The organism is Phascolarctobacterium sp. ET69 (genome assembly GCF_023336935.1).
Taxonomy (GTDB): Bacteria; Bacillota; Negativicutes; order Acidaminococcales; family Acidaminococcaceae; genus Fusicatenibacter_A; species Fusicatenibacter_A intestinipullorum.
Genome location: NZ_JAMBLR010000002.1, coordinates 372,320 through 389,474, shown reverse-complemented (window position 1 = coordinate 389,474; position 17,155 = coordinate 372,320). Strand labels below are relative to the sequence as shown.

The 17,155-nt window shown below is 43.6% G+C and carries 1 protein-coding gene; it reads right to left on the bottom strand.

The annotated features are described in order from the left end of the window. Positions 1 to 37: 37 nt before the first annotated feature. Positions 38 to 17,146 carry a hypothetical protein gene (locus M3079_RS04620; RefSeq protein WP_249077542.1) on the bottom strand — a complete coding sequence of 5,703 codons (17,109 nt, stop codon included), beginning with the start codon at positions 17,144 to 17,146 and terminating at the stop codon, positions 38 to 40. Positions 17,147 to 17,155 lie beyond the last annotated feature (9 nt).

Sequence of the window (17,155 nt, the reverse complement as noted above, 5' to 3'; positions counted from 1 at the left end):
TATCCGGAGGCATACAGCCCCCGGATATTAATTTTTGTTAAGCTTCCACAGCAACTCCATCAGCACCGGCGTTTGTTTCGGTAAATTCCTGATAATCAATCAGGCCGTAACGGTTATGCAGTGATAATCCGTAGCCGTATGCCTGTTTCCAGTCTTCATCAAGGTAACGCCCATGCTGCCAGCGCAGATGGTTTTCTGCCGTGAAGCGCTGGTTGTAAACATAATCGTATTCATCCAGAGTCAGCAGGATGCCATTGCTTTCCTGAATATGGTCATCGGTAAAGCGCAGGTACATCCAGTCGCCCGTGCCGTTCAGCCACATATCAAGGCTGCTTTCCGGACGGTTCTCCTCGGTGTTAATCCAGTAAACGCTGTCGCTGCCATCACGCAGAGGCGGTTTGCCGTAAATTGCTGCAGTCATTTCATCATTGCTGAAGTGCGCGTTATCTTCAACATACAGTTTGTCAAACCAAAGCTGACCTTCACTGATATGGATATCGGAGTTATTTACCCACAGGCGGTCAAAGCGGATTCCGCTGTCGCTGTTAGTTTTAATATCGCCGATAGTAAAGTTATCAATCGGTTTATCTGCTTCTGCATTATCAGGTGTAATAACCAGCATACCATCTGCATCCGGACGCTGAGCAATCTGGTCAAGAGTCATATCGCTGCCTGTAAGCACAATCTGCGTACCTGCAATAATTTCGCCAACATTCATGTCTTTATCTTCTGTGCGCAACTGAATTGCAACCAGTTCGCCATTTATTGTGCCAAGTGCCAGATTACCGTTAGCAATATCAAGCCTTGCATCATTGTCAGCGTAAATTTCGCTTAAATCGACATCGCCAATACCTTTAATATTAATGTAAATATTACCTTTGGCATCGTCTCCGTCCTGCGAGAATGCAGACAGTGTATTTTCTGTATTAAGCACATCTTTTAAATTGCCGGCTTCATTGATATTGATAGTAATATTGCCGTCGCTAGCCGTTACATCGCCGCCAAATGTAATATCGCCGGTATTGGTATTAAGGTCAACATTTTCTTTGGCAGTTAAGCTGCTGCCTGTTGTAATATTACCTTTATTAGCAGTAAATTCTATATCTGTACTATTTACCTCTGCATTATCGCTGGTTGTAATATCGCCAGTACCGGTTACTTCTGCTTTTACATTACCACTTGCATTTACGCTGCCTTCAAGGCTAATATTGCCGTTGCCTTTTACAGTAGTTTGTACATTACCATCGCTTGCAGTTGTATTGCCGGTTACAGTAATACTGCCATTGTTAGCATTAACAATTACTTCCTTGCCGGAAGCAACTTCACCATTAACAGTTACATTGCCGTCTTTATCTTCAGTAATACCGGGGTCTTCTTCAGTGCCTGCGTTAATATGCGTGCTGCCGGTTTCAGACTGTACTTTACCGCCGATGGTTATATCGCCGTCATCGCTGTTGATAGTTACATCAATCTTGCCAGTTACTTCGCCTTTGGTGGTTACATCTCCGCTATGGGTATCAACATCAACACTGCCGCCTTCAGCATTTACAATACCGCCAAGTTCAATATTGCCTTTAGTGCCTGCGTCAACTTTTACATTGCTGCCACCGCTTACTGCGCCTGTTGTGGTAATGTTACCTTCGTTAGTAGTAATGCTTACATCAGTACCGGCATTTACAGTACCGTTGCCATTGTCGTCGCCGATATGAATTGCACCTTTATCAGAATGAACAGTTACTGTGCCAGTATTTGCTGTTACGCTGCCGCCGAGTTCAATAGCACCAGCAGTCGTATCAACATTTACGTTATTCTGTGCAGTCAGGCTGCCATCATTATCAATTGCTCCATCAGCATTCATATTAATATTTGCTGCGCTATTAACCGTAGCATCGGAAGTAATACTGCCCTCACTGCTAAAGGTTACACTGCCTTTTTCTGCGTCAGTTGTTGTTACGCTGCCGCCGCTGATATTAAGAGTTCCGTTTTCAGCATAATTTGTAACAGTAACACCACCGTTATTTACCGTAATGCCGTTAAGGTCAGCAGTAAATCCGCTATCTTTGCTGCCAGCAAGTTCAACGCTGCCGTTAATGCTGTTGCCAGTGCCAATGCCGTTTACAATAAAGCTGTTAACTTTATTTTTCTTGCTGTTAAGCAAAATGTTTTCCGTTGCCGAAGCATTAACAGCATTTGCTGTAATATTACTATCAGCCGTCTGAGTAACGCTGCCGTCTTCTGCACTTATGGAAGCATCACCGTTAACCTCAATACTGCCTTCAACTGGTGTTTCGTCCTCAGAAGCATCTTTACCAATGCTTACATTGCCGGCACTTGTTACATCAAGATTTGCACCTTCAATAGCACCAAGTACAAGTTCACCATCTAAACCAGTGCCGGTTACGCCTGCAAGTATAATATCACCATTTTCTTTATTTGCTTTGGCATTTACAACAACGCCGTTATTCAAAATTCGGAGTGCGTTATCTTTAGCGCCGATATTTTGAGCTTCAAGGGTTATAGTGCCATTATCGCTGCGGATATAGTTTACTGCACCGCCGGACTGCATATCCGTGCTCATCAAAATATCATTAGCAGATTTCAAAACAATATCCTGACCTGCACCAACGGAGTCAAGTACAAGGTTATTAGTGCCAAGCTGGTTAATGTAAATACCGCCGCTGGCCTGTGCCTGCATTGAGCCGCTGAGATTTGTCGTCATCATAGCATTATCTTTGCCGATAGAACCTTCGCCTGCCTGAATGAGCAAATCTTTGCCTGTAATGGCTGCACGGTCGCTTGCGCTAAGGTTATAAATACCATCCTGTCCTTGCAGACGGATATTGCCATCAGTACCTGCGTTAATATTACCGATATTAAGAATATTTTGACCGTCGTCAGGTCCACTCTCGGTACGCCCGGAAAGGTAAACATTGCCGTTTGTTTCAACATCTACCTTGCCCGTGCTTTGAATACCAATCGGCAATTTTTCATTAATGGTAATAATTCCTGTTTTATTATCCCAGTTAACAGTGGAAGCATCAGCACTGGCAAGAAGCTTAAGATTCTCGATATTATCGCCTATACCTGCAACTTCCAATTTGGTAACTTTTTCGCTGTTCAAACCTGCACTGCCGCCTTTAACATTAACTGTAATATTATTGCCTTTAATGTTCGGGTCTTTAACAACATTATCAGTCGAACCGCTGCCCGGGTTAGTAATTGTATCAGAAATAGCATACAACAACCTGTCTTTATCCCAGTAAGTTTTGCCACTATCACTCAGTTCAGCAATATGTGTCTGAGCTTCGCTGCCTGCAAGATAAGCATCAACACTTTCATATCTGCCATAAGTTGACTTCAGGCTTTCGTAATTAGCGTAACCATCAAACTCAGCTTTCAAATCTACAATCTGAGATTTACCTTCGCTATCAGTAATTGTTACTGACGGATTAAGATATGCAGCATAAGTATCTCCGGTATTATCGGCAACATAATCGCTGAAACTTTCAGTACCGTTAAATTTAGCATTAAGTTCTTCAAAGGTTGCTTTGCCTGCATTATATTCAGTAAGCGCTGTTTGATATTCCGCTTCAGTACGATAATTATCCTCATTAGGAACATAAGCATCATCAGTATAATAAATTTTGCCCTTCGTCCAGGTATCATAATCGCTCTTAAGCGCATCATACTGTGTTTTGGCTTCGCTGTAAGCATTGTAGGCATCTTTATATTCCTGTGTTACGCTGCCGGTCTGAGATTCATAATAATTTTCCTGCGCAAGATAGTTTTCAAACTCATCTTTTACGCCTTCTTTATAGTCCGCAATATCCTGCTCAACTTTTTTACTGTAATCGCCAGTACCTTCAACAAGGCCAAGGTCAATCCACTTCTGAATCAGCTCATCGGTGTCGCCGCGGTCTACTGTTTCACCGGAAGGCAATGCATCTATAAGGTCACCGCTATTAACGGTAATTGTAACATTGCCGCTATCAGAGTATACACGTCCGATACGCATATCGCCGCTATCCTGCGTAAGGTTAATATTGCCCTTAGCCTGTGCGTTAACACTTGCAGAAAGACTATCAGTTGCATCCACAATTTCCTGCCCACCATGAACTATAATTGCCTGCTTGTCTGTACCAATAGCGCCGTTAGCACTTACAAGGTCAATACGGTTGCCGCTTACAAAAGTATCTGTGTCGCTTTGAGTAATATTGCCGTAAGCCGTAAGCGATACATCACCGGCAGGATTAGCCGCAGTACCGGCAAACAAGTTGTCGATAACTACATTGCCCGCTTTGCCGTAGGCTGCGTTAACGGTTACATCAACATCGCCGTTGCTGCTTACCGCGTTAAGGTTAACCGTATCGCCGATAGATGTAATTTGTACATCGTTAATGCCTTTTGCCGCACTCAGGTCGATATTATCGCCAATAAGCGAACCGCCAAGCTGATTAATTGCGCCGCCGGTGCTGCTAATATCAATTAAGGAACCAGTACCGCCGCTGGCAGAGGCAATATTATTGGTCAGGTTAATATTGCCTGCGGAAGTAACACCTATATTGCTGTTACCTTCAGAATTACCAATGAAACCGATACTGATAGGTTTGCCTGCATTGACGCTGGCAACATATTGCTGAGAAGTTCCTGTTGTTACTTCCCATTCATATTTTTCCCACTTAAACCAGCCAAGGAAACCAGAACTCCACGAATCAATCTTAACCGGTTGTGTACGGTTCTCTTCAAATTTATCATTTTCATAAATTACTACAAAATTGTCATCGTTTTTACCAACGCCTTCAACAGAACCAATGTATTCACCATTAGGTTTATTTTTGTTAGTTTCTGTTGCCGGTTCTACCGGTTTATGAGATTCTTCAAAGTCTACCAGCTCATCTTCATCCATAGTCTCAACAAGTCCCCACAACCCGGCTTTAATAGTGTTATGATAGGTTTCACTTGTTGTAGTTTCCTGTCCTGTTGTCCAATTATAACGCAAATTTGTATCCGGCTGATATTGTGAAGATGCACCACTTTCGCTTACAACAATATAGTTACCGTTTTCATCTAATCTGGTCATATCTTTTACAACAGTGCCATTACGGGTAAACTCTGTAACTTTTTTAGTTCCTGTATCAGCTATACTGATAAGACCATCCACATTATTACTTACCAGCTTGCCAAGCTGCAAATCTGTACTGGTATTATTGGTTACGTTAATGTCATACGCGCCGTCCAGAACTTTAATGGACCCGCTGCCAGTGCTGCTGATACGCCCGGTAAGATAAACCTGCCCGCCGTTAGCGTCAACATCCGGCACTACAATCTGCCCGGTGTAAGGATTATAATAAACGTCAAGCTGACGGTAATATGTACCATCGCTCTGCAATATATCTTTACCTTCTACTATACGGTAAGTAGTTCCGGTTGTAACCATAGCATCGGTAAGCGGCTTACTGCCGCTATTTTGCCAGTTTTGCTGCATCTGATTAATTGTCTTTTGCAATCCTGCATCAATATTTACAACATAATCAGCATAACCGCTCTGAATTTTACCGTTGACATTAATATCAGAAGCATTAATGTAAACATTTTCACCGGCAATCATATTTCCGCTTGGTTCGTTAGCTGTATCATTAGTTGACCATTCATCTTCAACACTGTCGTGCTTAAATTCGTATTTATTATCGAAATGGTCTTTAGCATCCTGATACAAATCATCGTACTGAGTTTGTACGCTGCCGCCAATGTTAACAATGCCTTCCTGGAAACCCTGACTTACAGATCCCTTGCTTGCACTAAGCACAATTGTTTTACCTTTTACAGCTGCGCTGTCTGCCGCCGATTCACCCTGAATAACGATATTATCGGCAGCACTTGTAATTCTAACTGTACCTTCCTCACTATTAACAATGCCGTTAATTTCAATATCGGCACGCGGCTTTAATTGAATTGTTTGTTGTACCGATTGAGTCGAATCCTGATCTTTAGGCAAATCAACCTGTGCATATACATAACCGCCGCCATAATTGCCGTTGATAACAAGCTCCCCGCCGCTGCCGGATTCCTTATCAGGAGCTATAGTTATACCGCCATATTTAGTGCCATCAGCACTGGTTAATGCAGTATTATTAAAGTTAACTTCACCACCTGCTTCGCCGACAGTTACATTGTTAACCTTTAAATAAAGGTTGGTATTATTGTTAATTACAACCTCCGGCGCACCCTGTGCTGTTAAACCGCCACTGCCACTTAGGCTGTCCGACTGAATATTAATATTACCGCCACTTGCAACAATATCCGGCAATTCGATATAATCAACCGTCATTCCTTCAACCTGAACATAATATTTTTGCCCTTTGTCATTTGTCATTTCTTTTATCAGGTTCATGGATTGCAGCTGTTCAAAAATACGCTGGCGTTCAGCTTTGTAACCAAGATAAGCAGTTGAAGAAGTATCTTCAGAATAACCTGCCATCAATTCGCCAAGTTCATTATAGCGGTCAAACAGCGTTGTGCCATAGTCAAAAGTACCAATTTCTATACCGTTTCCATCAACACCTTCGGAATAATCAACAATAAGTCCATCAGCACCTACCGCACTTTCCTGTCCATTTCCGTAATCATGAACTGCTTTAAGCGTCTCATCATCAAAGAATACTAACTGCATACCGTTAGTTTCTTGGGTTTCAGCATTATACTTTCCACCGATACTTACATACTGCTTGTTCTGCACTCCTGCCGTTAAATTGCCATCAACTTGCACAAAGTTTTGCGCAGTCTTATTATTAGGCTTTGCATATCCAACGGAAGAATTAGAATAATTCTCTTTTTTATCGGAATATACCCAGGTATACATCAATGTTGTATCACGGACAGATTCTTTACCTGCATCTGCATACAAATTGATGTCGCGCACGCTGCTAATATCGCTGCCGCTGTTAATTATTATCTGGTTGTTTTGTGCAAATTTATCGTCCAGTTTGGGATCAGCAATAGGCAGTGCCGCATAGTTGTAGGTTTCCGATTCAGCAACTAAATCAAGGCTGCCATTAGCTCCGGTTTTATCTTTGCCGGCATAAAGGTTAACATCATTCAAAGCATACAAATCGCCGCTTACTGTAACCGAATTATTGCGTACCAAATTATTTGTTACATCAGAAGATGCACCGCCAACCGCCGCGCCTTGTACATCTGCATAACCTGCAACAGTAAGGTCCATATTATCAACAGCTGCTAAAGTAATATCTGCACCTTCCTGTTTGGTTGTAAGCGAAGAACTTCCGTCAACATTAATCGTGTCAGATGCAGTTACTGCGTTATTAACATCAACCCATGTAAATGCACCTAAACCAGCAGCTTTAATATAACCGCCTGCGTTAATATTGCCGGTAGTTTTTGCTTCCAGCGCCTGCGTGCCAAGAGTTATAATATCAGCATCATTAAGGTTAATGGCAGTATTTTTATCAATATTATTAGTAAACGCTACGCCCTGTACATTTACGCCGCCGTAGCCGCTGCCTTCTACCGCGTATTTTTCGGTATTGCCAAAGGTTATGTTGTTAGCCGCGCTGACATCAAACTTACCGCCGCCGTTAATATCGGCATTGCTGATATTAACATTAGTTGTACCGCTTATGTTATTATCTGCCGCAGTTGCGCTTAAACCTACAACCGTTGCCTTCAGTGCATCGGCATTAAGGTTAACGGTATCGTTCTGCAAAGCGTTAACAGCAATATCGCCTTCAACCTCCAATGTGCCGCTTACGTTTACGTTAACATCAGCTTCCGAATTATTTTCAGCGTATGCAGCCAAATCGGCACTGATAAGACCGCCGCCGCTACCGTCCGCTTTAGCAGTATTATCGCTTGTTCCTGCTGCGGTTACGTTCAAGCTGTTCAGCAAAGTACCTTCACTGCCGCTGCCGCTATTTAATGTTACATTGGTTACAGCTTCATTATTTGTAATGGCCTGGTTGTTTCCGCTGGAGAATATACCGCCAATGGTTATGCCTTTAGCATTGGCAGAAGCTTTGGCAGTATTGCTGCCGCTGATGTTAAGATTGGTTGCACCGGCAGTTACTTCTTCATAATCTTCCTCACGCTCACCGGTAGTGCCATCCCCTACATCTTTATATCCAACAAATATCTGTTCCGTAGTAGTCTTATAATCAACATCACCTACGTTAACATCAACATTCGTGGTAACATTAGCTGTTGCATTATTGTTAGCAAACGTATAATAACCGCTTCCGCTGTTGCCTACAACCTGTGCTTCGGCAGTGTTTTGCCCGTTCTGCGTAACAGCTTCGGCGCTGATGTCTACATCATCACCGGCAAGAGTATTGCCATTATAAACATTAACCGTAACGGTGCCTGCCGCGTTTGCCGTAGCTACGGATGCACCTGCCGTGCCAAAAATGCTTACAGCAAAGCTATCGGCAATGGCTTTAACAACCGGTTTAGCAGCCGCTTGAACCGTAATGTTGTTTACAGTAAACGTATTGCCTGCGCTGCCATCGGCCTCGCCCAAAGTAATGCTGCTTACGCCGCTGTCCTCAGCCGTTGCTACTACGCCCTGCGCTGCTACCGAACCGCCTGCGCCGCCCGTTGCGTGCGCTTCAACGGTATTGGCTTTATCCGTGCCAATGCTGATGCTGCTTTCCTGTCCGCTATCTTTAGCATTTGCTTCTGTATCTGTAATAACCACGTTTGTTGCTCCGGTATTATCGGCCTCGGCAGTAATAACACCTACCGAAACAGCACCTATCGTAATCCCCAATGTATTCGCTTTGGTAACACCGTGATCTGCCGCTAAAATGTTTATATTATTGCCAGTTAATTCAGCACCGCTGATTTTAATTTTACTGCTGCCAGTAGTATTAACTATGCCTACCGCTGCATTTGCCCCTATAACGCCTGCACTGCCCTGATATACATCAAGCTTGGCTTCGCCTGTAATATCAGTGCCAATATCAACCGTGCCTGCATCAATGCTGCCGCCGGTAATATTTACGCCGACATTGCGGTGTACGTTAAGGATGCCTACACCTGCGTTAACAGCCGCCGCGCCTGCTGCGCCGCTGCCAAGCGTCATGCTAATGTTATCATTTTCAGCTGCATCAGCTGTTACGCTGCCTGCTGCGCTAATGTCGCTGTTTGTTATGTTAACGGTAATTTGAGAAATCTTGTTACCATTTTCATCTTCAAGGCCGCCGTAACCGGCGCCAACAGAAAGTTTTATGTCATCAATACAGGCAGTTCCAAGCGCACCGGCAGAATCGCCTAATAAAGTTTTCGTATCATTAGCACCATAAGCGTTATTAGCTTCTTTAATTTTATCTGCCGCAGCGTCATTCGCTTCTTTATAATTATCTGACTTATTAGAAATTTTTTCGCTGTCTTCGTTGCCAATTGCTTCCCCAACACTGGTAATGGCAATATTTGCGCCTGCTGCAATACCGCCAGCAGCAATATTGGTTGCAAGCTGTTCAATGTTGCGGTCTTCGTCAGCGGTTAAAGTTACATTTCCGGTCTCGGCGTTAAGCGTACTATCATTAACGTTAGTCTGCACGGTACTGTCGATAGTATTAACCGTTACGTTGGCACCAACACCAATACCGGCTCCGCCAATTGCATTGCCGCCACTATAAGCTTCAACGTTAAAGGTATTGTTTGCCGTACCATTAATATTGCCGTTATTAGAAGTAATAACAGCATTATTAACATTCGTTTTTACAACGCTGTTAAGGTTGTTAACAGAAGTTGCGCCTGCTACAGCTGCGCCAACGCCTGCACCGCCGGTTGCGGAAATCATCGGTTTAACAACAGCCGTATTTTCTGCTGCAATATTCACATCATTAGCAGCAGTTATATTCGTGCTTCCTTGAGTTTTAGCGTTTTCATCATCACCAACGGTAACTTCCGTTGAAGAATTATCTTTAAGCACGCCGACAGATATGCCTACGCCTGCACCAACGCCGCCTACACCTGCGCTGACATTACCTGCATTAACAACACCTGTATGATTAGCGTTAATATTAACGGTATTTGCATTAACATTGCTGTTTAAAAGGGCCGCTTTGGTTGCATTTTCAAGTTCCGTAACCGTTACAATACCGGCTACGCCGCCGCCTACATCTGCAATGCCTGCACCAACTGCAAAGCTGGATACGCCCTGCTGAGAATCTGCGTCAACTTCTAAAGCTTTTGCCTTAATATCGCTGTTTTCAACTACGGCTTCAACATTGCGGCTGAAGGTATTGGTATCGCTGCCAAGGCCAACGCCTGCACCGATGCCGCCTACACCGCCGCTGCCTACAAAGCCGGACATATTGGTGTAATCACCGGCGTTAACAAATACATTGCCTGCACCAGCTGTACTTGCACTACCGCCGTTAACGATTGTATTAGCAACTCCCGCATTAGTAGCGCCTTTAATCATGTTAACGTTAACTGTACCGGTTACGCCTGCCCCCATGCCGCCTACACCTGCAGTAAGCAGGAAGGATTTCATATCGCGCGTGGAAGAAGCATCTACAACTAAGCCGCTGCGGTTTTCGCTTTCACGGTTAATAGTAGTGTTCATAGAAACCGTGTCTTGGCTGATTAAAGCATTATTAATTTGGCTGTTTTTTGTTTCGTCTTTGTTTTCATAGCCATATTCATAGCCTCTGATGAAAGTGTTAGTATTTAAACTGCTCTTGCCTTTGGCGGTTACGCTGGTTTTTGCTTCATCTTTGCCGCCAACAGTCGCACTGGTAGTGCCTGCAATTTGGTTAACAGCAACCGATACGCCAACGCCTGCGCCCTGCCCTGCAACAGCAGCCTGCCCTGCATAGTTGGCAATCTGCTCATCGCTGGTAGCAACAACGCCTACGCTGCCATCGGCAGTGATGTTTGCGCCGCTGCCGATATGCGTGGTTACATCGTTGTCAATCATATTAACGGAAACACTGCCGGTTACACCTGCACCTTGTCCGGCAACCGCTATGCCTATGCCAATATTTTCTATGCTCGGCGTACCATTAGCATTAACGGTAAGGTTGTTAACGTTCATAGTGCCGCCGTTTACAGCCGCATTAGTCTGCTGAATAATACGGTTAACTGCAACACCTGCGCCTACGCCAGCACCTTGCCCGGCAACGGAAGCAGTATCGGCAGAAGTTGTAATACTGCTGTCATTTTGCGCATCAACAATTACATTTGCATTTTTGCTGACATTGTTATTATCAATATCAGTATTTTCAATATCAGTATTTTCAATTTCGGCAGTTACATTTTTATTAATTAATGCAGTTGCCGCAGACCCTTGAACACCTGCAGTGGGCGCCGCAGCAACACCTACCGCAATAGTGTTCAGTTCAGAGCTATCGTTAGCCGCAACATTAACACCAACAGTTTTTTCACCGTCAGCAGCAACAGTTTTTTCACTATTAGCCGCCATAGTAATATCTGTATTTTTAATAGCGGCCGTGGTATTCTGGCTGCTGCTTCCGCTGCCTGCGGAAGATCCGCCAATGTCATTATACGCTACGCCGCCGCCAACTGCTGCCTTGCCGCTTGCGCTTACCTGCCCAACAACAGCCAAACGGTAAGTTTTATCATCAGCCGTAACATTTACAGAACCTGCATCTATAATTTTAGATTCTTTTTCTTCATTTTTATCATCTTTACTTTTATCAATAATCGCTTCTGTATTGCTGCCGCCGCGGTTAACAGCAACGCTGCCGTTAATGGCAACTTTTGTTGATGCAGAAACGCCAGCGCCAATACCGTAAACCTTACCGGTATTATCGGCATTGACGATTACATCTACGTTACCGCCATCCCAAGCACTAATTGTATTACCGCGCATATACGCGCCAACGGTATTATCCAAAGCATTATATGCTAATGTCGCGCCAACAGCTGCCGATTTGCCTACCGAAACAGAACCGGCAACATTAACAGCCTGCGTTTTATTTACTGCTTTAGCTGTTACGCTATTTGTTGTAATTTCAGAATTTATAATTTCCGAAGTTATATCATTATCAATATTCTGCCAGCTTACGCTGCCCATGCCGCCAAAGCTTGTAGCGCCTGCGGCAACGCCGCCTGCCGCGCCAACAAGCAAAGTATCGGCATCTGCTTCAGTACTTACGCTTCCTGCTTTAATTGTAGAGTTATCAATACTTGCTTTAAAGTCATTATCAATATCGGCAATATTAACGGCTGCACCACCGGCACTATCCTTGCCGCCTGCCACAACAAATGCCGCACCAACTATTGTGCTGCCTTCGCTGTCACTATAGTTAATAGCTTCGCCGTTGGTATCCAAATCCGTATAATAACTGCTGCCGGTTGTATCAATGCCTCTATCTGCCGCAAAAGTATTGTGATTGCTATAATCGCCCAGCAAGGTCTGATACGGTTCTGCCTCTGTTGATCTGCTTTTAGTATCTTTGGCGGTAACGTTCACCAATCCGTCAGCAGTAATAGCAGCGCCGTCAATACCGGCATTAAGATCATTGCTTAAACCGTTATAAACTACAGCCCCGCTAAACGCATTGCCGTTTCCCGCAGCAACACCGGCAGAAACAGCCGCCGTAACCTGTGTTACGGCCAGCAGTCCTTTTACTTTTATATTGTTAACATTGGTATAATTTCCGCCGCTAATACCTGCATTTATTTTATTGTTAATATCAGCAACAGTTACACCGCCGCCAACAAGGCTGCCGCCGCCCGTTGCAATATTGGCATTAACACCACCGGTAACCTGCACATCGCTTTCATAAGCCGCAACATCAACATTAGCTTTATTAGCCGCATCATCGGTAAGCCTTACTCCTTCCATATTAGAGTTGACTGTTTTATCAATTAAATTTACAGAAACGGATGCACCGCCGCTGTAACTTTTAGCCTGCCCTTTATCGCTTGTTAAGGTTGCGCCAATACCCGCTGCAACGGTTGTGCCGCCGCTTACGGCAGCAACGTCAACATCTTTAGCGCCGCTTACAGTGCTGTCTTTTACAAGCGCAGTAATTTCATTATCAATATCGTTTACGCCAACCGCGCCGGATACGGCAACACTGGTTGCGCTTTGATTGCCCTTGCGGAACGACATTCCGGCAGAGCCGCTCCATGCGCCGGTAAACGCAGAATCACGCGCACCGACAACTAATGTTCCATCGTTATCAAGCTTAATATTAGCACCGTCAATAACTGCTTTTGTGGTATCATCAACAAGGTTAAGCGATACACTGCCGGCACCGGCAAAGCTGAAACTGGGAGTTCCTGCCACTTCCTTACCACTGACAGAACTTTCGCCGGAAGAATTTAAATCCATTGTGCGCAGAACATCCTGCAGCTTATTGGATACCTTACTAATACCGCCAAGAATTTGCTCCTGTGCGTCCGCAATCTTATTAAACGGAGTTTTTACACTATCAAAAAAGCCTCCGCTTTCGTTTTCACCCTCGTTTTCTCCGCTGCTTGTCACGCCTCCGGCAACGCTTACTGTGTTAATAAGCCCTGTTGTTTCGGCATTAACATTCAGGTCAGAAGCAGAAATGCTGCCAGTAAGTTCATCATCTTCTCCTTCTGTGCCGTCATTATCAACAATCTGTGCCGTATTCTGTACGTCAATATTGTTAAGTGCTACGCCAATTCCGGCGCCAACATTAGCACCGCTGGCAGATACGCTTATAATGGCATTGGTTACGCTTGTATTATTTGTAGCACCAATATTAATGCTGCCCTGGTTAGCTGCGCTTTTAACAGCCTGCAGCACAGCGTTCGTATCGACAATAACATTATTATAGCTGTCACTGTCGGTAATTGTTACCATGCCGTTTACAGCACTGCCATCGCTCTTTCCGGCGCCCAGCATCGCACCCACATGGAAAATATCACTATTGCTTCCGATACTAATATCGCCTGCCGAAAGGTTTGCGCCTTCTTCAACAACTACTTTAGAATCGGTATCGAAATTCTGGTAATTTACGCTGCCGCCAATACCTAATCCGCCCTTAGCTTCAGCACCTGGTTTCCAAAATTGAGTTTTGCCGGTTATATTTACGTCCTCCACTTTGTTGGCAGAATTAAGATTTAACTTTTCACCTGCATTTAACTGTGTAAATTTACCAACATTAACAGAACTGTTGTTATTGTAATCGGTAACAGTAACAGAACCGCTTAAAGCAAACTTAGTGCTTTCCGTTCCGCCTTTAGCGGAAGCGGAAGCAGCTACATTCGCATAATTATTGGGGTCTGCAAATGCCACCGCATTGGAAACAACGCCCAGCGCATTGCTGATTACTTCAGTAAACGGGCTTGTTACATCAAGCATATCGTTAAAGTTCTGCTGCAGTTCCATTACATCATTGTAAATAACAGCAGCGCCTGCCGCAGCATCAAAAATAGTGTTCATTGTTCCATCGGCAGTAATTGCATCAGGCTTAGATACGCCATCTATAAATTCCGTTGAATAGTTTTCAGCATAGCCTTCCAAACTATCTTTCAAGGAGCTTAATCCATCTATAACATCCTTATACTTACTTTCCGTATATTCAGGCAAATTTTTAATTGCTTCAATAGCATAATTAAGGTTTTCTATGCTGCGGTCAATACCACGTTTAATGCGTTCAGGCCTATGATATTCTATTTTGGTGCTGCTGGTTATATTAATATCTTTTGCCGCAGTAAGGGTGGCTTTATTTTCATCACCTGCAGCAGCCTCACCTTCTGCAAATACGACCGAAGCATTATTTTCCATGCCGGAATAAACAACGCCTGCGCCAACCGTAACTGTATCGGTAGTGCCGCTTTCAGTCTTTTTATAAGAGTTTGCCGTTCCTGAAGCATATAAATGAGAATCGAAAATATTAACATCTGCATCTGCATTAATACTACCGTTTGTAGCAGTAACATCTGCCGTTTTGCCAAAAGTTACATTAGCCGAATTATTTTCATCAGCTACTACAACCGCAGCGCTAACTGCTAATTTTTCGCTGAGCTGCTTAAAAAGGCCAGGTTTATCGGCAGGAGTTTCTTCGCCATCTTTATTGGTAATTTTTTGAACAAGCGGATTTTCTTTTAATGCGCCTACAATACCGTTTACATTAACGGCGTTCATTAAATTAGCTTTAAATTTACCCATACCAAGGGCATTATTGGCAGTTATAGTATTTTCATCAGTATAATTTGTAGCGTCAATATTAACATTTTGGGCTGTAATGTCACCGTTTACGGCAATATTAGCTTCTCCATTATGCGTAATAACATTAACTGCTGTCGCACCTACAGAATCATCCGGTGCAGTTGTAGAAGCATTGGCAGTTAACAAATTAAATGTATCAGCTTTAATATTGGCATCACCATTATCAGCTGTAATAACGCCATTAACATTAACTTCAGCATTATTGCTGCTTTCACTTACGGCAACCGCCGCAGCAAGTGCAGACGTGCCTGCACCCAGCATACCGGAACTTAGATTAAGCGATACATTATTGCTTAAATTTTCTTCTGCATAGGCAGATACATTTACCGCAGGTTTAACAACAACATTGCCATCTTCATCAGTTATATTAGAGTTAGCGCCGTCAGCAGTAAGCCTTCCTTCAATAGTTACTGCTGCATTATTTTCCACATCGGCATAACCAACGGAAGCCGCCGGAATGGCATCAGGAACTTTCTTAATTAATTTCCTGCCGCTTACAGCTTCGCCTAAAGTAGCGTCAAGCACAGCGTTTGCCTGTACATCAATAGCTTTTCCGGCCGTGATATCAGCATCTATGCCAACAGTAACATTCGCTTCATTTTTTAAAATCATTACATTAGCGCCCATCGGATTTACTATACCAATAGCGCTGTTCATAAAGCTGTCAACAATACCTTTTCCAGAATCAACATAGGTGTTATCAGAATCGGCTTTAATTTCTATGTTTCCGCCAGCAGTTACATCGCCCTGCACATTAACACTTGCAATGGTTTGTATGTAATTGCCGGCATCGGCTGCCGGTACAGGCACATAATCCGGGTTATTTACGCCGTTAGGGGTATTTTGTTCTAAAGTAGCTTCAGCCCAATCTTTATTGCCGTTAGTTGCTTCGGCTGTAAGCACGGCGTCGCCCATAGCGTCAATCGTGCCATAGTTTTCAACCGAGGCTTCAATAGTTGTCTCATCATTAAGATTTACAGGTATACCTAACGTACTGCCTAAATTATTAAAATCCTGGTCTTTTGCGTTGCCATATTCAGCTTTGGCAGCCAGTACAATATCGCCGTTGCCGCTTGCAACAGCAGTTAAATTTTCGTCAAGGCCTGCTTTAGTTACTATATTACCGTCAGCGTCTTTGATGTTTACAAGGTCTGCAAAATTAAAATCAGTACTATTGCCTGTCCTTATAACGGCAGTTTTTACAATTCCTCCTGCTTTTGTGCCAACTGCACCATTTTCACCGTCTTTTAAATCTTCTCCGCTGATATTTTTACCTACAGCAATTTTAGGCGCAGCCATTTTAACATCGGCCACAGCGTTAATAGTCCCCAAAACACTTATTGTTCCATCTGCATTAAGTGGAATATTAAGCATTTTCATGCGGTCAAGAGTTGTATCATCCGCAATTCCATTATTAAACGCACCCTTTAAACCTTCGAAAGTGTAATTATAATCTTCTGCAGTAGAATTTATATCAATTCCTGTAGCAGGCGTCATTACATACAGCGAACCGGTATTAATAACGCCTGATTTGCCTACTGCCATACCGTCTTTGCTCAGGAAAAACAGATTGCCGCCGATTTTATTATCTTTAACTGCGTTTACAGTACCGTTAATATCAATACGGCTGTTAACAAAGTTAACAAGGTTAGCTACATCAGCTCCGCTTGCACCCTTAGTATTAAAGTACATGTTAGCAATATTGTTAGCGTCCAACTGAAAATCTTTAAAAACATTTACAGCCGCATTGCTGACAACCTTATCTGCCCAAATATGAGTAACATTGCCTTTCACTTCAATACTGCCGTTATTATTAATTTTATTTATGCTCTGTGCAAAGCCAACTATTGGCTGCATAATAAACCCTGCCGCCGTTACGGCAGAAATAATTTTCTGGCTTAACGTATATTTACTTTTGCTGCGTTGAAACTTTCTCGAGATACTCATAAGCCCGTC